The 22,050-nt window shown below is 64.5% G+C and carries 25 protein-coding genes; 11 read left to right on the top strand and 14 right to left on the bottom strand.

Features of this window, described 5'->3' with window-relative positions; all coding sequences use genetic code 11:
- Nucleotides 1–19 precede the first annotated feature (19 nt).
- Complete coding sequence (locus tag GWG67_RS19340) at nucleotides 20–403, top strand: carboxymuconolactone decarboxylase family protein (RefSeq protein ID WP_007597318.1); 384 nt, start codon at nucleotides 20–22, stop codon at nucleotides 401–403.
- A gap of 219 nt (nucleotides 404–622) precedes the next feature.
- Nucleotides 623–1,519, top strand: coding sequence for an NAD(P)-dependent oxidoreductase (locus GWG67_RS19335; protein WP_275170932.1), 897 nt, complete (start codon nucleotides 623–625; stop codon nucleotides 1,517–1,519).
- Nucleotides 1,520–1,920: 401 nt separating this feature from the next.
- Here the strand turns inward: GWG67_RS19335 and GWG67_RS19330 are convergent, their stop codons facing one another.
- Both GWG67_RS19330 and GWG67_RS19325 read right to left on the bottom strand, forming a co-directional pair.
- Complete coding sequence (locus tag GWG67_RS19330; RefSeq protein WP_018453248.1) at nucleotides 1,921–2,247, bottom strand: DUF1330 domain-containing protein; 327 nt, start codon at nucleotides 2,245–2,247, stop codon at nucleotides 1,921–1,923.
- A gap of 134 nt (nucleotides 2,248–2,381) precedes the next feature.
- Nucleotides 2,382–3,080: a helix-turn-helix domain-containing protein gene (locus tag GWG67_RS19325; RefSeq protein ID WP_275170931.1), complete on the bottom strand. Its 699-nt coding sequence runs from the start codon at nucleotides 3,078–3,080 to the stop codon at nucleotides 2,382–2,384.
- Between the two features lie 182 nt (nucleotides 3,081–3,262).
- Between GWG67_RS19325 and GWG67_RS19320 the strand changes: the two genes are divergently transcribed.
- Nucleotides 3,263–3,781, top strand: a complete 519-nt coding sequence (locus GWG67_RS19320; protein ID WP_275170930.1) for an SRPBCC family protein — start codon at nucleotides 3,263–3,265, stop codon at nucleotides 3,779–3,781.
- Between the two features lie 57 nt (nucleotides 3,782–3,838).
- On the opposite strand, the gene lysA is transcribed toward GWG67_RS19320, so the two are convergent.
- From lysA to argH, 3 genes are all read right to left on the bottom strand, one after another.
- On the bottom strand, nucleotides 3,839–5,104 hold the full coding sequence (gene lysA, locus GWG67_RS19315) for a diaminopimelate decarboxylase (RefSeq protein WP_275170929.1): 1,266 nt from the start codon (nucleotides 5,102–5,104) through the stop codon (nucleotides 3,839–3,841).
- Nucleotides 5,105–5,127: 23 nt separating this feature from the next.
- On the bottom strand, nucleotides 5,128–5,418 hold the full coding sequence (locus GWG67_RS19310) for a lipoprotein (RefSeq protein WP_275170928.1): 291 nt from the start codon (nucleotides 5,416–5,418) through the stop codon (nucleotides 5,128–5,130).
- Nucleotides 5,419–5,512: 94 nt separating this feature from the next.
- Nucleotides 5,513–6,910, bottom strand: coding sequence for an argininosuccinate lyase (argH, locus tag GWG67_RS19305; protein WP_275170927.1), 1,398 nt, complete (start codon nucleotides 6,908–6,910; stop codon nucleotides 5,513–5,515).
- 106 nt (nucleotides 6,911–7,016) lie between these two features.
- Between argH and GWG67_RS19300 the strand changes: the two genes are divergently transcribed.
- Nucleotides 7,017–7,706 (top strand): TlpA disulfide reductase family protein, encoded by a 690-nt coding sequence (locus GWG67_RS19300; RefSeq protein ID WP_275171083.1) that lies wholly within the window; start codon nucleotides 7,017–7,019, stop codon nucleotides 7,704–7,706.
- A gap of 10 nt (nucleotides 7,707–7,716) precedes the next feature.
- On the opposite strand, the gene GWG67_RS19295 is transcribed toward GWG67_RS19300, so the two are convergent.
- From GWG67_RS19295 to GWG67_RS19270, 6 genes are all read right to left on the bottom strand, one after another.
- The gene (locus tag GWG67_RS19295; protein ID WP_007615312.1) at nucleotides 7,717–7,911 is read right to left on the bottom strand and encodes a hypothetical protein; all 195 of its coding nucleotides are present in this window, start codon (nucleotides 7,909–7,911) and stop codon (nucleotides 7,717–7,719) included.
- A gap of 148 nt (nucleotides 7,912–8,059) precedes the next feature.
- A complete protein-coding gene (locus GWG67_RS19290; RefSeq protein ID WP_007597339.1) occupies nucleotides 8,060–8,941 on the bottom strand; it encodes a 3-hydroxybutyryl-CoA dehydrogenase in 882 nt (293 codons plus the stop codon).
- A 192-nt stretch (nucleotides 8,942–9,133) separates the two neighbouring features.
- Nucleotides 9,134–10,078 carry an electron transfer flavoprotein subunit alpha/FixB family protein gene (locus GWG67_RS19285; RefSeq protein ID WP_275170926.1) on the bottom strand — a complete coding sequence of 315 codons (945 nt, stop codon included), beginning with the start codon at nucleotides 10,076–10,078 and terminating at the stop codon, nucleotides 9,134–9,136.
- Nucleotides 10,078–10,827 (bottom strand): electron transfer flavoprotein subunit beta/FixA family protein, encoded by a 750-nt coding sequence (locus tag GWG67_RS19280; RefSeq protein ID WP_007597346.1) that lies wholly within the window; start codon nucleotides 10,825–10,827, stop codon nucleotides 10,078–10,080. Before GWG67_RS19280 ends, GWG67_RS19285 begins: the two co-directional genes overlap by 1 nt.
- 125 nt (nucleotides 10,828–10,952) lie before the next feature.
- Complete coding sequence (locus GWG67_RS19275; protein WP_247285810.1) at nucleotides 10,953–11,525, bottom strand: cob(I)yrinic acid a,c-diamide adenosyltransferase; 573 nt, start codon at nucleotides 11,523–11,525, stop codon at nucleotides 10,953–10,955.
- A 1-nt stretch (nucleotide 11,526) separates the two neighbouring features.
- Nucleotides 11,527–11,721: a twin transmembrane helix small protein gene (locus tag GWG67_RS19270; protein ID WP_247427614.1), complete on the bottom strand. Its 195-nt coding sequence runs from the start codon at nucleotides 11,719–11,721 to the stop codon at nucleotides 11,527–11,529.
- A gap of 204 nt (nucleotides 11,722–11,925) precedes the next feature.
- On the opposite strand from GWG67_RS19270, the gene GWG67_RS19265 reads away from it, so the two are divergent.
- Complete coding sequence (locus GWG67_RS19265; protein WP_275170925.1) at nucleotides 11,926–12,819, top strand: YihY/virulence factor BrkB family protein; 894 nt, start codon at nucleotides 11,926–11,928, stop codon at nucleotides 12,817–12,819.
- Here GWG67_RS19265 and GWG67_RS19260 read toward each other — a convergent pair.
- Entirely contained in the window at nucleotides 12,746–14,047 is a 1,302-nt protein-coding gene (locus tag GWG67_RS19260; protein ID WP_275170924.1) for an ATP-binding protein, read from the bottom strand. The genes GWG67_RS19265 and GWG67_RS19260 overlap by 74 nt on opposite strands.
- A 104-nt stretch (nucleotides 14,048–14,151) precedes the next feature.
- Nucleotides 14,152–15,012: a tRNA glutamyl-Q(34) synthetase GluQRS gene (gluQRS, locus tag GWG67_RS19255; protein ID WP_275170923.1), complete on the bottom strand. Its 861-nt coding sequence runs from the start codon at nucleotides 15,010–15,012 to the stop codon at nucleotides 14,152–14,154.
- 223 nt (nucleotides 15,013–15,235) lie between these two features.
- Between gluQRS and GWG67_RS19250 the strand changes: the two genes are divergently transcribed.
- Entirely contained in the window at nucleotides 15,236–15,889 is a 654-nt protein-coding gene (locus GWG67_RS19250) for a DNA-3-methyladenine glycosylase (protein WP_275170922.1), read from the top strand.
- On the opposite strand, the gene GWG67_RS19245 is transcribed toward GWG67_RS19250, so the two are convergent.
- Nucleotides 15,886–16,773 carry a LysR family transcriptional regulator gene (locus GWG67_RS19245; protein ID WP_275170921.1) on the bottom strand — a complete coding sequence of 296 codons (888 nt, stop codon included), beginning with the start codon at nucleotides 16,771–16,773 and terminating at the stop codon, nucleotides 15,886–15,888. The two genes, GWG67_RS19250 and GWG67_RS19245, sit on opposite strands and share 4 nt — an antisense overlap.
- A gap of 177 nt (nucleotides 16,774–16,950) precedes the next feature.
- On the opposite strand from GWG67_RS19245, the gene GWG67_RS19240 reads away from it, so the two are divergent.
- From GWG67_RS19240 to GWG67_RS19220, 5 genes are all read left to right on the top strand, one after another.
- On the top strand, nucleotides 16,951–17,925 hold the full coding sequence (locus GWG67_RS19240; protein WP_275170920.1) for a nitronate monooxygenase family protein: 975 nt from the start codon (nucleotides 16,951–16,953) through the stop codon (nucleotides 17,923–17,925).
- Between the two features lie 33 nt (nucleotides 17,926–17,958).
- Nucleotides 17,959–19,143, top strand: coding sequence for an ABC transporter substrate-binding protein (locus GWG67_RS19235; RefSeq protein ID WP_275170919.1), 1,185 nt, complete (start codon nucleotides 17,959–17,961; stop codon nucleotides 19,141–19,143).
- A gap of 22 nt (nucleotides 19,144–19,165) precedes the next feature.
- Nucleotides 19,166–20,674 carry an acyl-CoA synthetase gene (locus GWG67_RS19230; RefSeq protein WP_275170918.1) on the top strand — a complete coding sequence of 503 codons (1,509 nt, stop codon included), beginning with the start codon at nucleotides 19,166–19,168 and terminating at the stop codon, nucleotides 20,672–20,674.
- 185 nt (nucleotides 20,675–20,859) lie between these two features.
- Entirely contained in the window at nucleotides 20,860–21,180 is a 321-nt protein-coding gene (locus GWG67_RS19225) for a hypothetical protein (RefSeq protein ID WP_275170917.1), read from the top strand.
- A gap of 12 nt (nucleotides 21,181–21,192) precedes the next feature.
- On the top strand, nucleotides 21,193–21,825 hold the full coding sequence (locus tag GWG67_RS19220; protein ID WP_275170916.1) for a general stress protein: 633 nt from the start codon (nucleotides 21,193–21,195) through the stop codon (nucleotides 21,823–21,825).
- Nucleotides 21,826–22,050 lie beyond the last annotated feature (225 nt).

Here is a 22,050-nt window from a genome sequence, read left to right as displayed (position 1 = left end):
GAGAAGCAAAGGAAACGCCATGGACAAGAAGATGCACGACAAGGGCCTGGAAGTCCGCAAAGCGGTGCTGGGCGAGGCCTATGTCAACAACGCCCTGAAGACCGTCGACGACTTCAACCGTCCGTTCCAGGAGATGCTCAACGAATATTGCTGGGGCACGGTGTGGGGCCGCGAGGAGCTGCCGCGCAAAACCCGCAGCATGCTCAACATCGCGATGATCGCGATCCTCAATCGTCAGCACGAATTCCGCGCGCATCTGAAGGGCGCACTCACCAACGGCGTCAGCCGCGACGAGATCCGTGAGATCCTGATGCAGGTCGCAATCTATGGCGGCATGCCGGCTGCGGTCGACAGCTTTCGGATCGCGCGCGAGGTGTTCGCGGAGATCGACGGCAAGGCGTGAGGGGGGGCCGGTGTGAGGGACGGGGCCGCGACGTCCCCATGTCGTCCTGGCGAAAGCCAGGACCCATAGCCACCGGCAGGTGTGGTTACGGGCACTCGGAGTTGCCACTTCGCGCCACAACCTCTCCCTGGGGTAGTGGGTCCCGGCTTTCGCCAGGACGACACCGAGGATGGAAGCGCGCCGATCAACAACAACGAATATTCAACACAAGGAAGCACCATGGACATCGGATTCATCGGCCTCGGAAACATGGGTTTCCCGATGGCGCGGCGGCTGATCGAGGCCGGCAACCGGCTCGTCGTGTTCGACACGCGCCAGGAGGTCGTCGACAAGCTGGTGGCGCGCGGCGCCAGTGCGGCGACTTCGCCGAAGGACGTCGCCGACCAGGTCGAGACGGTCATGGCGAGCCTGCCCTCGCTGCAGGCTTCGCTCGCGGTTGCGACGGGGCCGAACGGTGTGATCGAGGGGAGCCGCGTAAAACGCTTCATCGATCTCTCCACCGTCGGTTCGGCGATGGCGGTGAAGATTCACGGCCTGCTCGCCAAGCATGACATCGTGCAGGTCGACTGCCCAGTCTCCGGCGGCGTCGGCGGCGCGGAGAAGGGCACGCTGGCGGTGATGGTCTCGGGGCCGAAGACCGAGTTCGAGCTGCTCAAGCCCGCGCTCGACATCATCGGAAAAGTGTTCTTCATCGGCGAGAAGCCCGGCGCGGCGCAGACTATGAAGCTCGCCAACAATTTCTTGTCGGCCACGGCCATCGTTGCGACCTCGGAAGCGGTGGTGATGGGCGTCAAGGCGGGGCTCGATCCCGTCGTGATGATCGACGTCATCAATGCCGGCTCCGGCATGAACACCGCGAGCCGCGACAAGTTTCCGCGCTCGGTGCTGCCGCGCAGCTTCGACTTCGGCTTCGCCACGGGACTGATGGTGAAGGACGTGCGGCTGGCGCTGGAGGAGATGAAGCAGCTCGGCCTGTCGATGGAGGTCGCGGATGCGGTCGGCCGGTTGTGGGAGACGGTCATCAGCGCGGAAGGCGCCGAATCCGATTTCACCGCGGCGATCAAGCCGATCGAGAAGAAGGCGGGTGTTGTGGTTGGCGGCAGGCCGCCCAGCTAGCACCAACACGAGAACGCAGCGCCGACGACGGGCGCTGCGCTGTCCTCCTTGGATCGATCTGTTACGAGCGGCGTCTGCCAAATTCCAGAAGGTCGATCGGCTGCTCGAGTTGCAGGGAGGCCGAGCCCCCACTGCATTTGATATATTTCTCGTCGCACCTGCGCATGCACCGTCTCTCGCTCGAGCATTTCGCAGAGGTGTTGTTGCAGCTGACCCACGTAATGTCGCACCGCGTGACCCGGGCCGACGCGGCGCCGGACAATCCGATCAGGAAGGCCACGCTGCAAGCTGCGAAAAACATACGAGGCAGGCCGGCGCCGGCGAGTGAATCATTCATTCCAATCTCCTGTGTTGGCCGGGCACGACTGCGCCTGCGGCCGAGTTTTTGACGAAGACGCAGTTCAAGCCTTGGCGAGATAGGGGATCGTGCCGGCCAAGTCCGTATCGTCGATCAACTGGAAGCGGCTTTCGCTGCCGCCCCTGCGCGCTGCCGCGAAGCGGCCGTAGGCGGGATCAGTGACGAAGGACTCCGCCGCTTTCGCCGTGGGAAACGACATGATCGCGATCAGCGACGTATCTAAAGGCGCACCTTCCAGCGTCTTCACATTGCCGCTGCGCGAGAGGTACTTGCCGCCGTGCTTATGCACCAGCTCGTGGACGGACGCTGCGTAGTCCGGCACCCACTTTCCGTCAGTCACTTTGATGTCCGCGATCAGATACGCTGTCATGTCGTGTCTCCTGGCTCGAGTTCAGCTCCGCGTTGATACAACGCGGGCATCACTTGGGTGCCAGAACACGGCGCGGGCTCGCCAGTACGGGAACTGTAGCGGGGCGATACAAATACTGAATGCGCCGCCCTGGATCAGCTCGCCAGCTTGCGTTCCTTGGCGAACGGGCTGAGGCCCAGCCAGCTTTGCATGGCCGCGGCAAGCTGCCGGTCGCCGGTGAGCAGCATGCGCCGGCTTGCGACGGCCGCGCGCACGGTATCGAGTCCCATCCAGATCGCCGTCATGGTGCGCAGATCAACCGACACGTAAAGGTCAACGTCGAAACCGGGATCAATCGAGCAGAGGTCGACACAGTCGTCAGGATCGACGATCAGCCACCACAATCGCTGCGTCGAAGGCAATTCCGGATACGCGAACTGCAGCACGCTGCGGCGGGTCGGCATCGGCGTCGTGTTCAAATTCCGCCGCATGTCCCACATCAACAGCTGGACATCGAGATGCTGAAGCGACAGATCCGACTCGATGCGGCGCTGGCCCCAGATGCCGAAGGCCTCCACGATTGGGCCGAGTTCGCGTCCGGCTGTGGTCAGCAGATATTCGGTGATACCGCGCTCGGAAGCCGATGCCCGGCGCGTAACGATGCCGGCGGCTTCGAGCTCCTTGAGACGTTGAGAGAGCAAGGCAGGCGACATCCGCGGAACGCCGCGGCGCAGCTCGTTGAAGCGCGTCGAACCGGCAATGAGTTCGCGAAGGAGCACGACGGTCCAGCGCGTGCATAATATCTCGGCCGCCATCGCGACCGGACAGAACTGCCTGTAGCTGCCGATGGTCATGCGGGCCTCCCTGACAAGCGAGAGCGGAACCTTAGGGCCGATGCGCGCGGCTTCCTAGTTCAGTTTCTGTATCAGCAGCGATTCATTCTCTGAACTGGCCGCGGGCCGCGGTGAGCGTCTATTCGACCGGCATTCGCAAGCCGGCCGCCGCAATCACGGCCCGCCGGACACAGGAGATTACCATGAAGAAATACGATTCAGCGGCTTCCAGATTGCTCGTTTCGGTTCGCAGCGCCGCGATTTGCACCCTCGGCCTGGGCGTCGGCGTCATGCCGGCGTCCGCAGCCAATCTGACGAGGAACATCGAGGTCAGCGGTGCTGCGGCCGAGGTGTGGTCCGTCATCGGGCCGTTCTGCGCGATCAAGGATTGGCTGCCGCCGGTAGGGCAGTGCATTACGGACGGCAAGTCGCCGCCAACCCGGACGCTCGTCACCAGGGACGGCAAGGCCTCGTTCGTGGAGACGCAGACTGCGCGGAACGACAAAGACTACAGCTATTCCTACGCGTTCCTGTCGAGCCCACTGCCGGTGAGCCAGTACAAGTCGACCATCAAGGTCACGGCAAAGGGTGAAGGCGCGTCGGTGGTGACATGGACCGGCATCTACACGCCCGACCCGGGGCGGGAGAAGGACGCGATCGATGCCCTCGGCGGCGTCTATGATTCCGGCCTCGCCGCGATCAGGGACCGGTTCAAGAAATAGGAATCAATGCAGCGATGGGCGCAGCGGTAGCTGCGCTCATCGTGGACGATCACACAATTACAACCAGGGCGCCGGCGTATCCATCGCGATCAGTTGCTCGACCTCGATGCGCGGACGCACGACCGCGTACTGGGCGCCCTTCACCAGCACTTCGGGCACCAGCGGCCTCGTATTGTAGGTGCCGGCCTGCACTGCGCCATAGGCGCCGGCGGTCATGATGGCGATGAGGTCGCCGGGCTTTGGCGTCGGTAGCGTGCGATCCAGCGCGAGGTAGTCGCCGGTCTCGCAGACCGGGCCGACGACGTCGGCCGCGATCGTGGCCGCACCCTTCGCAGGCTGCGTCACCGGCAGAATGTCGTGATGGGCTTCGTACAGCGTCGGACGGATCAGATCGTTCATGGCGGCGTCGATGATGACGAAATTCTTGCCGTCACCGTGCTTCACGTAGATCACCTTGGCGACCAGGATGCCGGCATTGCCGACGATCATGCGGCCCGGCTCGAACATCAGCGTGCAGCCGAGATTGTGGCTGACGCGCTTGACCATGGCGGCATAGGCGTCGGGCGCCGGTGGCGCCTCGCGGTCCATGTAATAGGGAATGCCGAGACCGCCGCCGAAATCGACATGCGAGATGTTGTGGCCGTCGGCGCGCAGCGTCTGCACGAATTCGGAGAGGATGCGGAACGCGATCTCCATCTTGGAGAGGTCGGTGATCTGGCTGCCGATATGCACGTCGGTGCCTGTGACCTCGATGCCCGGCAGCTTTGCGGCGCGGGCATAGACCTCACGAGCATGCGCGATCGGAATGCCGAACTTGTTCTCGGACTTGCCGGTCGAGATCTTTGCGTGCGTGCCGGCATCGACGTCTGGATTGACCCGGATCGAGATCCGCGCGGTCGTGCCCGTCTCGGTCGCAACGCGCGACAGCAGATCGAGCTCGGGCTCAGATTCGACGTTGAGGCAGAGGATGTCGGCAGCCAGCGCAGCGCGCAGCTCGTCTTCCGTCTTGCCTACGCCGGAGAACAGGATCTTGCTTGCCGGGATGCCGGCAGCCAGCGCGCGCTTCAATTCGCCGCCGGAGACCACGTCCGCGCCGGCCCCAAGCTTGGCCAGCGTGCGCAGCACCGACTGATTGGAGTTCGCCTTCATGGCGTAGCAGACCAGCACCTTCTCGCCGGCGAAAGCGTCGGCGAAAACGCGATAGTGCCGCTCGAGCGTTGCGGTCGAATAGCAATAGAACGGCGTGCCGACGGCTGCGGCCAGCTCGGACAGGTTCACCGCCTCGGCGTGCAGCACGCCGTTGCGATAGTCAAAATGGTTCATGGCGTTGGCTCAGTTGCCCCAGCCTATCGGCTGGGTCTTTCGTCCAGGAGCGGGTCGAGGATAAACGGTTTCTTCCTGCCCTTGGTCGCCGCCGGTGCGGCGTCGGCGCCATAGGTGGGATTGAACACGCTCGGCGTCCTCTGGGCTTCGGTCTCGGTGTCGGTCGGCGGCGCGACGTTGGCCGTGGACGCGCTGGAGGCGGTCGGCGGCAGATCCAGCGGGCCCTTGCGGCCACAGCCGGCAAGCGCGAGCGCCGTCAGGCTCAAGACAATGATGGCCCACCCCGAGCTGGCCGGGCGAAACTTTGACGTCACGACGAAATCCCCACTACGCGCGGCGCACCATACAGAGATTGGCGCGCTCTGGCGAGACCCGGATGGCCATGAAACATAAGCGAAATTTTGCCCCTCAGCCCAATTTTCGCTCTTTTTCCAGCCGCTTCAACCAGGCCTTGGCCTGCGACGCCACGTTCTTCGGCGCGGTGCCGCCGAAGCTGGTCCGGCTCTTCACCGACGATTCGACCGAGAGCACGCCGAGCACGTCTTTCGTGATCTTCGCTTCGATCGCCTGCATCTCCCTCAGCGGCAGCTCGTGCAGCGCCACGCCGCCCTCGGCGGCTTTCGCGACGATGCGGCCGGTGACGTGATGGGCCTCGCGGAACGGCATCTTCAGCGTCCGCACCAGCCAGTCGGCAAGATCGGTCGCGGTGGCGTAGCCCTCGCCTGCGGCCGTCTTCATCTTCGCTTCATCAGGCACGAGATCCCGGACCATGCCGGTCATGGCGCGGATCGCGAGCGACAGCGCGGCGAAGCCCTCCATGGCGCCCTGCTTGTCTTCCTGCATGTCCTTTTGATAGGCGAGCGGCAGTCCCTTCATCACGATCAGCAGCCCATTGAGCGCGCCGATGACGCGGCCGGTCTTGGCGCGCACCAGCTCGGCGGCGTCAGGATTCCGCTTCTGCGGCATGATCGAGGATCCCGTGGTGAACTTGTCGCTGAGACGGATCATGCCGACCAGCGGCGAGGTCCAGATCACGATCTCCTCGGCAAAGCGCGACATGTGCACGGCGCAGATCGAGGCCGCTGACAGCGTCTCCAGCACGAAGTCGCGATCGGAGACCGCATCGAGCGAGTTCGCCATCGGACGATCAAAACCGAGCGCCTTCGCCGTGGCGTGACGGTCGATCGGGAACGAGGTGCCGGCGAGCGCTGCAGCTCCGAGCGGGGATTCGTTCAGCCGCTTACGCGCGTCCTGGAAGCGGCCGCGATCGCGCGCGGCCATCTCGACATAGGCGAGCAGATGGTGGCCGAAGGTCACCGGCTGCGCGGTCTGCAGGTGCGTGAAGCCGGGCATGACCGTTCCGGCATGCTCCAGCGCGCGTTCCACCAGCGCCTGCTGGAACGCGGCGAGCGCGGCGTCGGTCTCATCGAGGACATCGCGGACATACAGACGGAAATCGGTCGCGACCTGGTCGTTGCGCGAGCGCGCGGTGTGCAGGCGGCCGGCGGCGGGGCCGATCAGCTCGGACAGGCGGCTCTCCACATTCATGTGAATGTCCTCGAGCGCGCGCTTGAACTCGAAGCCGCCCTTGCCGATCTCTGACAAAATCGTGTCTAGACCCTTGCCGATATTTTTCGCATCAGAGGCCGTGATGATGCCCTGCGTGGCCAGCATCGCGGCGTGGGCCTTGGACGCGGCAATGTCCTGGGCAAAGAGGTGACGATCGACGTCGATGGAGACGTTGATCTCTTCCATGATCTCGTCGGGACGTTCCGAGAACCGGCCGCCCCACATCTTGTTGCTCATGATCCCCTGCTCACGCCTTGCCTGTCGCCGCCGCACGTTTGCTGACGGCTGCCAGCCGTATTAAGAGGCCTCTGATAGCCATATCTGCGACCGGATGACAAACGATATGCTCGACCCCAACGATAGGCTCGACCAACGGACAGCACGGTCGGCCACGCGCCGTATCCCCGTCGTCATCCTCACCGTGGTGGTCGGGGGCCTGGCCGGCTTTGCCGTGCTGTACGGGCTGGGCCTGGGCCGGGCCCCATCCGGCGATCCCGCCTGCCGGGCGGCGGTGAACACCGCACGGAAGATCGCCCCGCTCGCCCATGGCGAGGTGGCGGCGCTGACCATGGCGAGCGCACCGCTGAAGCTGCCGGACCTGGCCTTCGAGGACGCCGACGGCAAGCCGAAGAAGCTGTCGGATTTCCGCGGCAAGACGCTGCTGGTGAACCTCTGGGCCACCTGGTGTGTGCCCTGCCGCAAGGAAATGCCGGCGCTGGACGAGCTCCAGGGCAAGCTTTCGGGCCCGAATTTCGAGGTGGTGGCGATCAATATCGACACCCGCGACCCCGAAAAGCCCAAGACGTTCCTGAAAGAGGCCAATCTTATCAGGCTCGGCTATTTCAATGACCAGAAAGCCAAGGTTTTTCAGGATCTTAAGGCAATAGGCCGGGCTTTGGGCATGCCCACCTCGGTGCTGGTCGATCCCCAAGGCTGCGAGATCGCGACGATCGCGGGGCCGGCGGAATGGGCGAGCGAGGATGCGCTCAAGCTGATCCGGGCTGCGACCGGCAAAGCCGCGGCGTCGTTCTAAGCGATGATGTTTAGGCGGTGACGTTGAGGTTGCTGCCGACGCCGGCGCCGACATTGGCAAGCGAGGGCTGTCCGGCGCCGAGCAACGTCAGGACGGTGGATTTCTCCGCATCCGCGTTCTGCTTCATCAGCGTCGCCGAGATATTCGACTGCAGCGCGCCTTGCTGAGAGGCCAGCATGCTGCTGACCATCGCCATCATGTCCATTACGCAAACCCTCGTACCGGCCGTAACCTAGAGGCGAGCGGTTAACGGGACATGAATTGTCGCGAAGCGCCGCAAGGTAGGCTTTGTCCGTGTTCCGGACCCGGCGCAGCACGAAGTGACGCACCGCAGAGCCGGGCACGAGACCGGCTTACCTCGTCGGAACCGGCTTGGCGCCGCGGTAGTCGTAAAAACCGCGCTGGGTCTTGCGACCGAGCCAGCCGGCCTCGACGTATTTCACCAGCAGGGGGCACGGGCGGTACTTGGAGTCGGCGAGGCCCTCATGCAGCACCTGCATGATCGACAGGCAGGTATCGAGACCGATGAAATCGGCGAGCTCCAGCGGGCCCATCGGATGGTGCGCCCCGAGCTTCATCGCCGCGTCGATTGCCTCGACGTTACCCACGCCTTCATACAGCGTGTAAATCGCCTCGTTGATCATCGGCAGCAGGATGCGGTTGACGATGAAGGCCGGGAAATCTTCGGAGACCGCGACCTGCTTGCCGAGCTTGCCGACGAATTCCTTTGACGCCTCGAAGGTCTGGTCGTCGGTGGCGATCCCGCGGATCAGCTCCACCAGTTCCATCAACGGCACCGGATTCATGAAGTGAATGCCGATGAAGCGTTCGGGCCGGTCGGTGGCGGCGGCGAGCCGCGTGATCGAGATCGAGGAGGTATCGGAGGCGACGATCGCCTCCGGCTTCAATACGGCACAGAGATCGTGGAAAATCTTGCGCTTGACCTCTTCCTTCTCGACCGCGGTCTCGATCACGAGATCGCAATCCGCGAGATCGTCCAGCTTTTCGCCAGCCACGATACGCGCCATCGCCTTGGCTTTGTCGTCCTCGCTGACGGCCTTCTTGGAGACCTGGCGCGTCAAATTGCCGTTGATCGTGGCCATGCCTGACTTGAGGCGGTCGGTCGAAATGTCGTTGAGCACCACGTCGAAGCCGGCCAGCGCAGCGACATGAGCGATGCCATTGCCCATCTGCCCCGCGCCGATCACGCCGACTTTCTTGATTACTGCCGCCATAATGTCATCCACCGGAACGGCGCACTATCAACCGCGCCTGCCTATCCCCCGAGCCGGGAGATCCGATTTAATCAGAACCCGGCCTCGAAACCTAGATTGGATCGCTTCGAAGGCGTGTCCCACGCCAAAGAAAACGCCTCAAAACGCAACACCGGCCGGAGTTTATAGCTCCGGCCGGTGTTTTAGCGCGTTTTACTTGCCGAGCTTGCCGAGTTCGGCGGTCAGCTCCGGAACCGCCTGGTAGAGGTCGGCGACCAGGCCATAATCGGCAACCTGGAAGATCGGCGCGTCCTCGTCCTTGTTGATCGCGACGATCACCTTGGAGTCCTTCATGCCGGCCAGATGCTGGATCGCGCCGGAAATGCCGACCGCGACATAGAGCTCGGGGGCCACGACCTTGCCGGTCTGGCCGACCTGCCAGTCGTTCGGCGCGTAGCCCGCATCCACCGCCGCGCGCGAAGCGCCGACGCCGGCGCCGAGCTTGTCGGCGAGCGGCTCGATGTACTTTGCGAAGTTCTCGCGGCTCTGCATGGCGCGGCCACCGGAGACGATGATCTTGGCCGAGGTCAGCTCGGGACGGTCGCTCTTTGCGACCTCCTCGCCGACAAAGGACGACAGGCCTGGATCGGCCACCGCCGCGACGCTCTCGACCGACGCGCTGCCGCCTTCACCTGCTGCGGCAAAGGTGGAGGTGCGCACCGTGATGACCTTCTTGGCGTCCTTCGACTTCACGGTCTGGATGGCGTTGCCGGCGTAGATCGGACGCTCATAGGTGTCGGGGGCGACCACCTTGGTGATCTCCGAGACCTGCATGACGTCGAGCAGGGCTGCGACGCGCGGCATCACGTTCTTGAAGCGCGAGGTCGCGGGCGCGACGATGGCGTCATAGGACGGCGCCAGAGAGACGATCAGCGCGGCCAGCGGCTCGGCCAGATCGTGCGCGTAAAGCGCGCCGTCGGCGAGCAGCACCTTCTTCACACCGGCAAGCTTTGCGGCGGCGTCCGCCGCGGCCTTGGCGTTCTCGCCCGCCACCAGAACCTCGACGTCCGCGCCGAGCGCGGCCGCCGCGGTCAGGGCCTTGTTGGTCGCATCCTTGAGCGACGCATTGTCGTGTTCGGCAATCAGAAGCGTCGTCATCAGAGCACCCCGGCTTCGTTCTTGAGTTTCGACACCAGCTCGGCGACGTCCTTGACCTTGACGCCCGCCTTACGGCCCGCCGGCTCGGTCGTGTTGAGAACCTCGAGGCGCGCAGTGAGATCGACCCCGTAATCGGCGGCGGTCTTGTCCGCGATCGGCTTCTTTTTGGCCTTCATGATGTTGGGCAGCGAGGCGTAGCGCGGCTCGTTGAGGCGGAGATCGGTGGTGACGATCGCCGGTCCCTTCAGCTTCACGGTCTGCAAGCCGCCGTCGACTTCGCGGGTGACCTTGAAGTCGCTGCCTTCGACCTCGAGCTTCGAGGCGAAGGTCGCCTGCGACCAGCCGAGCAGCGCGGCCAGCATCTGGCCGGTCTGATTGCTGTCGTCGTCGATCGCCTGCTTGCCGAGAATGATCAGGCCCGGCTGCTCTTCGTCCGCAATCTTCTTCAGTATCTTGGCGACCGCGAGCGGCTCGACCGCGCCCTCGGCCTTCACCAGGATGCCGCGATCGGCGCCCATGGCGAGACCGGTGCGGATCGTTTCCGACGCCTGCGCCGGTCCGATGGAGACCACCACGACTTCGGTCGCCTTGCCGGCTTCCTTCAGGCGCAGCGCTTCTTCGACCGCGATTTCGTCGAACGGGTTCATCGACATTTTGACGTTGGCGAGTTCAACGCCCGATCCATCGCTCTTGACGCGGACCTTGACGTTGTAATCGACCACCCGCTTTACCGGCACCAAGACCTTCATCGATCCTCTTTCACTCAATCTGGGAGGGGGGTTATCAACTGGCGCGGAACCTAAAGGCCTGATCCGGCCCGGTCAACGCGCGAAGGGGTCTAATTTTGGCGCCCAGAAATGCGCGGCCTAATGGGTCAGCGATTCTGGCCCGGAACCCAGAGCACGTCGCCGGCGCCGTCATCGTTACTGGCGCGGCTGGCGACGAACAGGAAGTCTGACAGGCGATTCATATACTGGATGCCAGCGGCACCAACAGGCTCTTCCGGCCGGGCCGCCAGTTCCACCATCACGCGTTCCGCCCTGCGGCAAATCGTGCGGGCGACATGGAGGTAGGCGGCGGCGGGCGTGCCGCCCGGCAGCACGAAGGAGGTCAGGGGTGCCAGCTTGTCGTTGAGCGCGTCGATGTCGCGCTCGAGTCGCTCGACCTGGCTCGCCACCACCCGCAGCCGCTCCGCCTTGCCCTCACGTTCGGGCACCGCGAGGTCCGCGCCGAGGTCGAACAGATCGTTCTGGATGCGGCCAAGCATCGCGTCGAGCTCGGGGGCATCCCTGGTGTGAAGCCGGACCACGCCGATCGCAGCATTGGTCTCGTCGACCGTGCCATAGGCCTCGATGCGCAGATCGTATTTCGGCCGGCGTTCGCCCGAGCCGAGCGCTGTCGTGCCGTCGTCACCGGTTTTCGTATAGATGCGGTTGAGCACGACCATGTTAACGCCCCATCGCCCATACGGCGACCATCGCGATGACGATCGCCACGAACTGAAGCAGCACGCGCCAGCGCATCAGCTTCTGCGAGGTGCTGGGCGAGCCGCCGCGCATCATGTTGATGAGACCGAGCAGCAGCACCAACGCCACGGCGCCGACCGCGATCGGCAGGATGAAAGTACTCAGGAGAGATGCCATTCGAGGGTAGATAACACCCTGCGCGCCGGTCCGCCATGGCGTTCCCGATCTGGCTTTTAAGCCAATAATATCAGAAGCTAGCTAGATGATTTCCGATTTGCGCGAATTGCCCATCCTCTTCGCCTCTCCCCGCCTGCGGGGAGAGGTCGGAATGCGTTTCCCGCGCGCGGAAAGAGGAAGCAGCAACAGCAGTGCAGGTGGCGCGTGAAGGCAATCCGCACCATCTACGTCGTCGTGATGGACGCGTTCTACACGTTCCTGGCCGACGATGGCTGGGCGATCGCGAGCCATATCGCGCTGTCGACGCTGATGGCGCTATTCCCGTTCCTGATCGTCCTGACATCGCTCGCCGGCTTCTTCGGCTCCAAGGAACTCGCCGACCAGGCTGCAAGCCTCATGCTCCAGGTCTGGCCCAAGCAGGTCGCGGATTCGATCTCGGGGGAAGTCCACGACGTGCTGACCACGACCCGCACCGGCCTATTCACCATCGGCGCGGTGCTGTCGGTCTACTTCGCCTCCAACGGCGTCGAGGCGTTGCGGGTCGCACTGAACCGCGCCTATGCGGTCGTGGAGATGCGGCCCTGGTACTGGCTACGGCTGGAATCGATCGCCTACACGCTGATTGCGGCCTTCACCGCGCTCGCCATGGCATTCCTGATCGTGCTCGGACCGCTGCTCATCGAGGCCGCGCGTGCGCACATTCCGCTGTTCGTTGAATCCAACGAGAGGATCCTCACCTGGCTGCGTTACGGCATCACCGTCGGCGCGTTGGTGGTGGCGTTGATGATCCTGCATACCTGGCTGCCGGCGGGACGGCGCCGGTTCCTCCAGATCCTGCCCGGCATCGTCTTCACCATCGTGGCGTCGCTGATCTCGGGCATCGTATTCGGCCAGTACCTCGCGCGCTTCGCCAACAATTACGTGACGATGTATGCCGGGCTCGCCTCGGTGATCATCGCGCTGGTGTTCCTGTATTTCATCGCCGCGATCTTCGTCTACGGCGGCGAACTCAACGCCGCGATCATCAAGTCGCGACTTCCTCACGGCGTGTCGCTGCAAGCAGCGCAGTCGCTAGCGCCCGCGGAGACACAGGCTTGACCAGAAAGGCGTCGGCGCCGGCCTCGCGTGAGGCGACTTCGTCCTCGCCGCGACCGGACACCCCGATGATGGGGATCTGAGCCAGCGGCGTCGCCATGGTGCGGATCCGCCTGATCGCCTCGACGCCATTGATGCCCGGCAGCACCATGTCCATCAGCACCGCGTCGAAGGCGCCCTGCGCAAGCCGGTTCACCGCGTCCTCGCCGCGCCCGATGAACTCGGCATGATGGCCGAGCTCGGTCAGGATGGTGTTGAGCACGACGCGCCCGAACGGATTGTCCTCGACGCTGAGCAAGCGCAGCGCCGGGACCGCATCCATCTCGGCTTCGCCCTTCGACTTGCTGGACTTGCCCGATCCCGTGGCATCCACCGACACCGTCAACGTGAAGGTGGCGCCGCCGCCGGGCCGAGGGGCGACCGTGATGTCGCCGCCCATCGCGCGCGCCAGTTGCTTCACCGACGACAGGCCCAGGCCGGCGCCGCCGAAGCGCGAGGCAATGGTGACATTGGCCTGAGTAAACGGGCGGAACAGCCGCTTGATCTCGGCCATGGTGAGGCCGATGCCGCTGTCGGATACCGCGAAGGCGACACCGACGCTGCCTTTGCGCTTGGCTTTGCCTCTGCTCTTGGTCTTTCCCTTGCTCTTTGCGGAACGCCAAGGCGCGACCGTGAGCGCCACGCCGCCGTGCTCGGTGAATTTCACGGCATTGTCGATCAGATTCTCGAGCGCGGCGCGCAGGCGGACGGGATCACCGACCACCAGCCCCGGCAGCTTCTCCGAGATATTGACTTCGGCCTGGAGACCCTTGGCCGCGGCGCGACCGGCCAGCGAATCGCCAGCGTTCCGGGCAAGGGTCCGCAGGTCGAACAAATCCTGCCGCAGCGTGCTTCCACCTCCGACGCCCTTGCCCGTCCCCTTGCCGGTTCTGGCCGCATCGACGAACAGGGTGGCAAGGTTCGCCAGATGCTCGGCACCGGCCTTGATCGTGTCGGCCCAGCGTCTTTCCCGTTCACCGAGATCCGAAGTCGCGAGCAGGTCGCTGATCGCGAGAATGCCGGTCAGGGGGGTGCGGACCTCATGGGCAAAGGCGGCAAGCGCGGCCTGGACGACGTCCGGCTCGACACGCTTGGTGCTGCGCTTACGCAACCGGGCGGTCGGCCCGGAGCGCTTCCCAGTCACTCGCTTGGACGTCCCCGTAGTGCGCGCTGCGCGCGTTTTCGCCGCCATAACTCCCCTTCGAAGTATCGCCTTCGAACCCCGGGCTGTCAGGCGAGCATGGCACGGCGGAACACCTGGAGTCACGGCGCCGTTTGGCTAACCCCCAGAGAAACTTAACCTAATCCCACCAGCTGGCGGATACCGGCCGGCGTGGCGCCGGCAGCGCGCAGTTCACGAAGGCCGGTCGAGCTGGTTGATTTCGACAGCTTCCGGCCGCCCTCGTCGCGAACTAGCCCATGGTGGCGGTAGACGGGTTCGGGCAGGCGGAGCAGAGCCTGAAGCAGACGGTGGACCGAAGTGGCGTGAAACAGGTCCTGACCCCGCACGATCTCGCTGATGTCCTGGAGCGCATCGTCGACAACGACGGACAGATGGTAGCTCGTTGGCGTCTCCTTGCGGGCCACAATGACGTCGCCCCAGGCTTCTGGCCGCGCCGGAACGACGCCACGCTCACCATCGGGCCCCTCGCCCAGTTCGTTCCAGCTCAGGCCGACGGCGCGGCGGCAGGCCGCCGCCATGTCGAGCCGAAGCGCATAAGGCGCGCCGGTGTCGACGAGGCGATCGCGCTCGTCGGCGGACAGCGATCTGGCGTCGCCGGGATAGAGCGGCGCGCCGTCGGGATCGCGCGGCCACGGCCCATCCGCTACCAGCCTTGCGATCTCGGCGCGGCTTTCGAAGGCGGGATAGACCACGCCGAGCGCCGAGAGCCTGTCCAGCGCCGCCCGATACGCGTCGAGATGCTCCGACTGCCGCCGCACCGGCGTCTCCCAGGCAATGCCGAGCCAGGCGAGGTCTTCGTAGATCGCTGTCTCATATTCCGGTCGGCAACGCGTCGTGTCGATGTCCTCGATCCGCAACAAAAACCGCCCGCCGGTCTCGCGCGCGCGATCGAAATTGAGCAGCGCGGAATAAGCGTGGCCGAGATGCAGGTAGCCATTCGGGCTGGGGGCAAATCGGAAAACGGGTGGCGACATGCTTCGGAATTCATCATGGCCAGGCATAGCCGTCCAGACGGACGGCGTCGCTTCCGCTCGCCTGTGTCCCGGCCATCCACGTTCTTCGGTGCGGCGCACCGATCGTGTCAAGATCGCCGACAATGCGATGACCCCAGCCGTGCTAATAATAATGCACGGTTGGAAAGACGTGGATAGCCGCGTGGAAGCCTGGCCATGACGCCGGAGAGAGTTGACGATTGCCATGACCATCCACCTCGAAACCCAATCCGATCTCGAAGAGGCCGTCCACGCGCTCATCAAGCGCGATCCGCGGCTGAAGCCCGTGCTCGCGACCGCCGGCATGCCGGCATTGCGCCGGCGCGAGCCGGGCTTTGCGGGGCTTGCCCACATCGTTTGCGGACAGCAGCTCTCCACAGCGAGCGCTGCAGCGATCTGGGGACGGCTGTCCGCCGCGTTCGATCCGTTCGATCACGAGGCGGTGCGCCGCGCCCGCACCGACCGGCTGGGGCGGCTCGGCCTGTCCGCCGCCAAGATCAAGACGCTGAAACATCTCGCACGCGAGATCACCGCACAGCGACTGAACCTCGACGTGCTCGCAGAAGAAGACGCCGATGCCGCGCATCACACGCTGATCGCACTGCCCGGCATCGGACCGTGGACGGCGGACGTCTATCTGCTGTTCTGCCTCGGCCATGGCGACGCCTGGCCGGCCGGCGACCTCGCCATGCAAGAAGGCATCCGCATCGGGCTCGGCTTGCAGGCGCGGCCGACGGAGAAGCAGATGGCGCCGCTCGCCGAACCCTGGCGCCCCCTGCGCGGTGCGGCGGCGCATCTATGGTGGAGCTACTACCGCGCGGTAAAAAAACGCGAGGGCGTCATCGCGGGATCAGCTTAGCCCCGCAATCTAACGCGATCGGTCCGGGCGCAATCGGCGACGAAGTCGACCACGGCGCGCACCGCGGGGAGCTCGACGAGGTCGGGATGGGCGAGCAGCCACAGGTCCGCCACGCTGGCGAGCTTCTGGGGCGCGACGCGCACGAGATCGGGATAGCTTTCGGCGACAAAGCACGACAGGGCGGAGATTCCGAGTCCGGCGCGGACCGCCGCCAGCATGTCGCCCTGCGACGAGCAGCGCATCACCACCCTGGCCTGACGCGTGACGACGTCGCTCCAGCGCGCAAGCTGGACGTTGGAGGTCTGATCGGCGAAACCGATGACGCTGTGCCCCTTCCACTCGCCGCGCCGTTCCGGCAAGGACCGCCCGCCGGCATAGTCCCGCGAGGCGTAGAATCCGGTGCCGAGACGGCCGATCTTGCGGCCGACCAGATTTTCCTCGCCGCTGTCGAAAGGCCGCAGCACCACGTCCGCCTCGCGGCGGCGCACGCTGGCCGGAAACGGATGGGTGATGATCTCGAGCTGGACGTGATCATGCGCGCGCAGGAACGCAGGCAGGCGCGGCATCAGCCAATGCGAGGCCAGCGTCGCGCCGATCGACAGCTTGACGGTACCGCGCGCCTTGTGCCCTCCCGCCGAGACTGCTGTCTCCGCCCGCAGCGCCGCCGCCGCCATCGCCTCGGCGTGCTCGCGCAGTGTCCGTCCATCCGCGGTCAGCGCCAGGCCGTCGGCGGCGCGCGCCACCAGCCTGGTGCCGAGCTGGGCTTCCAGCGCCGCGATCTTGCGGCTGACGGTGGGATGGCTGCTGTGCAGCCGACGTGCCGCGCCGGTGAAGCTGCCGGTATCGGCGACCGCGACGAAGGTCTTGCAAAGGTCCCAGTCCATCAGCGGCCTCTGTTCAAATCTGAATAGTTGTCTGTTCAATATTGGACGATGGGAGGCCGCACTCCAACCCCTATAATGGCGTGAAATGAAACATGGGCGGCAACTCGCCCGCGACAATCAAACAGGGAAACGCCTCGTCATCCGCCTGCCGGCGGGCTGCGTTTTCGGGAGGACATCATGGCGCTGCCCGCTCTCTTGAAGGATTCGCTCGAGCTGCCCGTGGTCGGCTCGCCGCTCTTCCTCGTCTCAGGCCCGGAGCTGGTGATCGCCCAGTGCAAGGCCGGTATCGTCGGCTCGTTTCCGGCGCTCAATGCCCGTCCGGTGGAAAAGCTCGACGAGTGGCTGAGCCGCATCGAGAATGAACTCGGCGAATACAAGTCGCGCAATCCCGGCAAGAAGGTCGCACCCTACGCCGTCAACCAGATTTGCCACGCCTCCAACGACCGGCTGATGAAGGACATGGAGACCTGTGTGAAGCACAGGGCGCCCATCATCATCACCTCGCTGCGACCGCCCGCCGAGCTCGTGGAGGCCGCACATTCCTACGGCGGCCTCGTGTTCCACGACGTCATCAACGTCAAGCACGCGCGCAAGGCCGCCGAGCAAGGTGTCGACGGCCTGATCCTGGTTTGCGCCGGCGCTGGAGGACATGCAGGAACGCTCTCGCCTTTCGCACTGGTACGCGAGGTCAAGCAATGGTTCGACGGCGCGATCCTGCTGTCGGGCGCAATCAGCGACGGCTTCGCAATCGCCTCTGCGCTGACGCTGGGCGCCGACCTCGCCTATATGGGCACGCGCTTCATCGCGACGAAGGAAGCCAACGCTGACGAAGCCTACAAGTCGGCGCTGACGCAGCATGCCGCGCACGACATCGTCTACACCAACCTCTTCACCGGCGTGCACGGCAACTATCTCGGCCCTTCGATCGCCGCGGCTGGTCTCGATCCGGACAATCTGCCGGCCGCCGACAAGACCAAGATGAACTTCGGCTCCGGCGGCAACATGAAGTCCAAGGCGTGGCGCGACATCTGGGGCTCGGGCCAGGGCATCGGCCAGATCGCCGATGCACCGCCGGTCGCCGAGCTCGTCGACCGGATGAAACGGGAATTCGATCAGGCCCGAGAGGATTTCCTGATGCGCGCCAGCGCCTAAGGACTCGGACCGACAATAAAACGGGAGGACACCATGAAGCTGGCAGCCGCACTGATCGGCATGTCGTTGCTGACGCTCGCTGGCGGCAGCGCCCATGCCGAAGGCAGCGACGAGATTCGCATCGGGCAGACCCTGCCCTACAGCGGCCCGGCCTCCGGCTTCGGCGCAATCGGACGGACGCAGGAAGCGTTCTTCGAGAAGGTCAATGCCGAAGGTGGCATCAACAGCCGCAAGGTCAAGTTCATCACGCTGGACGACGCCTATTCGCCGCCGAAGACCGTCGAGCAGACCCGCAAGCTGGTGGAGCAAGAGGAGGTGCTGATGATGTTCGGCTCGCTCGGCACCGCCACCAACAGCGCCGTGCAGCGCTATCTCAACGCCAAGAAAGTGCCGCAGCTATTCGTGCTCTCCGGCGCCACCAAATGGGCCGAACCACAGAAGAACCCGTGGACGATGCCCGGCATGGCGGCCTACGAATCCGAGGGCGTGGTCTATGCCAAATATATCTTGCAGACCAAGCCGGACGCCAAGATCGCGATCCTGTCGCAGAACGACGATTTCGGCCGCGACTATGTCGCAGGGTTCAAGCGCGCGCTCGGGCCCAAGGCCGCAAGCATGATCATCGCGGAAGCAAGCTACGAGACCAGCGCGCCGACGATCAGTTCGCAGCTCTCGACGCTGAAGGCCTCAGGCGCCAACGTGCTGTTCGGCGTCGTGCTCGGCAAGTTCACCTCGCAGATGGTCAAGGGCGTGGCCGAGATCGGCTGGAAGCCGGAGCTGTTTTTCGTGCCGACCTCGGCGTCCTCGATCTCATTTCTGGAGCCGGCGGGCCTCGACAATGCCGTTGGTCTGATCTCGTCGAGCAACCAGAAGGACACGATGGACCCGCAATGGGCCGACGATCCCGGCGTGAAGGAATATTTCGCCTTCATGAAGCGCTACATGCCGACCGCGGACCTCTCCAACTCCAATTACGCCGCGGGCTATCACTATGCCACGCTGCTGATGACGGTGCTAAAAGCATGCAAGGATGATGTCAGCCGCGACAACATCCTGCGCCAGGCGGCCTCGCTGAAGGAAGTGAAGCTGCCGCTGCTGCTGCCGGGAATGGCTGTTACGACCGCTCCCGACGACTATCTGCCGTTCCAGCAGCTTCAGCTCCGGCGCTTCAACGGCAAGAGCTGGGTCGGCTTCGGCGACGTGCTGGATGATCGCTAGACGAGCGGAATGAGGAGACGCCATGATCATCAGCGGCGAACGCCAGATCAGCTATGACGACATCCGGGCCCGGATCAAGCGGGCGATGAGCGGCTTCCGCGCCCTGGGCCTTGCCGAGGCCGCGCCGGTCGCGATGATGCTGCGCAACGATTTCGCCCTGTTCGAGGTGGTTGCGGCCTCGGCCGCGCTGGGCAGTCCGGTGGTGCCGATCAACTGGCATCTGAAAGCCGAGGAGGTCCGTTACATCCTGGCCGACAGCGGCGCGAAGATCCTCGTCTGCCATGCCGATTTGCTGCCGCAGATCCGGGAGGGCGTACCGGCGGATGTGCTTCTCCTGGTGGTCGCGACGCCGCCCGAACTCGCTGCGACCTTCTCGATCCCTCCGGAGCTGACCGAAATCCCGGTGGGACTGACCGATTGGGACCGCTGGCGCGATAGCCATCCGCAAGCGCAGGAGCCGCCGCGGCGAGCCGCAGCGATGATCTACACATCGGGCACCACCGGCATGCCGAAGGGCGTGCGGCGCATGCCGATGCAGCCCGAACAGGCGGCCGCCTCCGAACGCGTGGGCGGGATCGCCTATGGCATCAAGCCGCGGGAAGACCAAATCGTGCTGATCAACGGGCCGATGTATCACTCGGCGCCGCATTCCTACGGCATGTTGGCATTTCGGAGCAGCTGCACCATCATTCTCCAGGCGCGGTTCGATGCGGAGGAACTGCTGGCGCTGATCGAGCGCCACCGCGTCACGCATATTCACATGGTGCCGACCATGTTCGTCCGACTGCTGCGGTTGCCCGAAGCGGTCAGACAGCGTTACGACCTGTCGTCGCTGCGTTTCGTCGTGCACGGCGCCGCCCCCTGCCCGCCAGACGTCAAGCGCGCCATGATCGACTGGTGGGGACCGGTCATCAACGAGTATTTCGGCTCCACCGAGACCGGGATCCCGGTCTGGCACTCGGCCGAGGAAGCACTGAAGAAGCCCGGCACGGTCGGCCGCGCCATCGAAGGCGGCATCGTCAGGATCTTCCGGGACGATGGCAGCCCGTGCGGTGCCAGCGAAGTCGGCGAAATCTACATGCGCCAGACGGCAGTGCCCGATTTCGACTATCACCGCAGGTCGCAGGCAAGGGCCGAGGCCGGCCGTGACGGCCTCGTCAGCGTCGGCGATGTCGGTTACCTCGACGCGGACGGCTATCTGTTCCTGTGCGACCGCAAGCGCGACATGGTGATCTCCGGCGGAGTCAACATCTATCCCGCGGAGATTGAGAACGCGCTGATCGGAATGCCCGGAGTGCGCGACTGCGCCGTGTTCGGCATCCCCGACGCGGAATTTGGCGAGCGGCTGTGCGCCTTTGTCGAGCCTGAATCGGGTACCGAGCTCTCGGCCGACGCCGTCCGATCGTTCCTGCGCGAGCGGCTTGCCAATTTCAAGGTGCCAAAGGACGTCGAATTCCGCGACGCGCTGCCGCGCGAGGCAACGGGAAAGATCTTCAAGCGCAAGCTGCGGGAGCCCTATTGGGCGGCGTGAGAACAGGCGACGCGTCCGAGAGCGCGAGACTCATATAAACGGGAACGAGTGGCAATCGTTCCTGCGGCTCTCCACTATTGGACAGATTACAGATTGAAGACGCGCGCTTCCGTCGCAAACGGAAGAGCAACCAATTCGAATCTCGTCTGTTGTCGACCGGCACAATCACTGCCGGAGGATAAACTATGTCACGTATAATTTCGCTCGCTGCGGCTGTCCTGCTGCTCGGATCAATGCCCGTAAGCGCACAGTCCCAAAAGGCACAAAGCGGCCCGGGCAACAACGCCGTCAACAGCTCTGATCACAACAACTCGAACGCACCAGTCGCAGGCCGCAACAGCTTCACCGAGGGACAGGCGAAGTCGAAGATCGAGGGCGCGGGCTATTCCAATGTTTCCGGCCTGCAAAAGGACGACAACGGCGTCTGGCGCGGCAAGGCCGACAAGGCTGGGACCAAGGCGGACGTGAGCGTCGATTTCCAGGGCAACGTGAACCCCGCCAAGTAAGGAGGATAAAACATGACCACCACCATTTCTCGACTTTATGACACCTATTCGGATGCGGAACGTGCGGTCAGGCGTCTGGAGGCCGCGGGCGTGCCGCACTCCGACATCAGCATCGTCGCGAACAACTCCGATAATTGGTACGGCTCCTCCTCCACCGGCAAGGTCGACCGTGACCGCGACGGCGTCGATGACCGCGCCGAAGGCGCCGGTACGGGTGCAGGCATCGGCGCTGGAATCGGAAGCGCGGCGGGCCTGCTTGCAGGACTCGGATTGCTGGCTATTCCGGGGCTCGGGCCGGTGGTTGCTGCCGGATGGCTGGCTTCGACGGCAGTTGGTGCCGCAGCCGGCGCCGCGACGGGCGGCATCGTTGGCGCGCTGACCGAAGCCGGCGTTTCCAAGGATGATGCGTCGCGGTACGCGGAGGGCGTCCGTCGCGGCGGAACGCTGGTATCGGCGCGGGTGCCCGACCAGGACCGCTCACGTCTCGATGCCCTATTGCACGAGAAGGCGGTGAACCTGCAGGAACGGAGCGCCGCCTGGCAAAAGTCCGGCTGGAACGGCTTCGACGCCGCAAGCCCGCCGCTGTCGCCTGACGATGTCGGCCGTGAGCGTGAGTTGTACGGCGCCGGCACGCGGGTGAGGTAGGGATGTTCCGCTCGCCGCGACGCGAGCGGCTGTGAATCCCAAGAGCGCGAGGGAGGCTCCACCGAGGTGGAGCCTTTTTCGCGTGTCCGTTCTCAAACACCGCGAGAGTGCCGCAGGTCTCCCTCACGGGCTGACGGCGCATTCCGCTGAAGCAGGGGCACATGCTCTCACTGCTCGGGTAATCGGCTATTGGCCGTCTGCGAAACAGTATAGCCTTCGACCCTA

It is taken from the genome of Bradyrhizobium sp. CSS354 (assembly GCF_029051725.1).
Lineage (GTDB): Bacteria > Pseudomonadota > Alphaproteobacteria > Rhizobiales > Xanthobacteraceae > Bradyrhizobium.
Note: the sequence above shows the minus strand (reverse complement) of the source record. Positions and strands in the feature narration are given on the sequence as shown.

Coding starts and splice junctions, on each gene's coding strand:
- GWG67_RS19280 (WP_007597346.1), bottom strand. CDS start 10,827: ATGAAGGTCTTGGTGCCGGTAAAGCGGGTGGTCGATTACAACGTCAAG.
- GWG67_RS19285 (WP_275170926.1), bottom strand. CDS start 10,078: ATGACGACGCTTCTGATTGCCGAACACGACAATGCGTCGCTCAAGGAT.
- gluQRS (WP_275170923.1), bottom strand. CDS start 15,012: ATGTCGCCACCCGTTTTCCGATTTGCCCCCAGCCCGAATGGCTACCTG.
- GWG67_RS19230 (WP_275170918.1), top strand. CDS start 19,166: ATGATCATCAGCGGCGAACGCCAGATCAGCTATGACGACATCCGGGCC.
- GWG67_RS19335 (WP_275170932.1), top strand. CDS start 623: ATGGACATCGGATTCATCGGCCTCGGAAACATGGGTTTCCCGATGGCG.
- GWG67_RS19240 (WP_275170920.1), top strand. CDS start 16,951: ATGGCGCTGCCCGCTCTCTTGAAGGATTCGCTCGAGCTGCCCGTGGTC.
- GWG67_RS19235 (WP_275170919.1), top strand. CDS start 17,959: ATGAAGCTGGCAGCCGCACTGATCGGCATGTCGTTGCTGACGCTCGCT.
- GWG67_RS19325 (WP_275170931.1), bottom strand. CDS start 3,080: ATGACCATCGGCAGCTACAGGCAGTTCTGTCCGGTCGCGATGGCGGCC.
- GWG67_RS19320 (WP_275170930.1), top strand. CDS start 3,263: ATGAAGAAATACGATTCAGCGGCTTCCAGATTGCTCGTTTCGGTTCGC.
- GWG67_RS19340 (WP_007597318.1), top strand. CDS start 20: ATGGACAAGAAGATGCACGACAAGGGCCTGGAAGTCCGCAAAGCGGTG.
- GWG67_RS19295 (WP_007615312.1), bottom strand. CDS start 7,911: ATGGACATGATGGCGATGGTCAGCAGCATGCTGGCCTCTCAGCAAGGC.
- GWG67_RS19220 (WP_275170916.1), top strand. CDS start 21,193: ATGACCACCACCATTTCTCGACTTTATGACACCTATTCGGATGCGGAA.
- GWG67_RS19290 (WP_007597339.1), bottom strand. CDS start 8,941: ATGGCGGCAGTAATCAAGAAAGTCGGCGTGATCGGCGCGGGGCAGATG.
- GWG67_RS19245 (WP_275170921.1), bottom strand. CDS start 16,773: ATGGACTGGGACCTTTGCAAGACCTTCGTCGCGGTCGCCGATACCGGC.
- GWG67_RS19260 (WP_275170924.1), bottom strand. CDS start 14,047: ATGGCGGCGAAAACGCGCGCAGCGCGCACTACGGGGACGTCCAAGCGA.
- GWG67_RS19300 (WP_275171083.1), top strand. CDS start 7,017: ATGCTCGACCCCAACGATAGGCTCGACCAACGGACAGCACGGTCGGCC.
- lysA (WP_275170929.1), bottom strand. CDS start 5,104: ATGAACCATTTTGACTATCGCAACGGCGTGCTGCACGCCGAGGCGGTG.
- GWG67_RS19225 (WP_275170917.1), top strand. CDS start 20,860: ATGTCACGTATAATTTCGCTCGCTGCGGCTGTCCTGCTGCTCGGATCA.
- GWG67_RS19330 (WP_018453248.1), bottom strand. CDS start 2,247: ATGACAGCGTATCTGATCGCGGACATCAAAGTGACTGACGGAAAGTGG.
- GWG67_RS19275 (WP_247285810.1), bottom strand. CDS start 11,525: ATGGTCGTGCTCAACCGCATCTATACGAAAACCGGTGACGACGGCACG.
- argH (WP_275170927.1), bottom strand. CDS start 6,910: ATGAGCAACAAGATGTGGGGCGGCCGGTTCTCGGAACGTCCCGACGAG.
- GWG67_RS19270 (WP_247427614.1), bottom strand. CDS start 11,721: ATGGCATCTCTCCTGAGTACTTTCATCCTGCCGATCGCGGTCGGCGCC.
- GWG67_RS19250 (WP_275170922.1), top strand. CDS start 15,236: ATGACCATCCACCTCGAAACCCAATCCGATCTCGAAGAGGCCGTCCAC.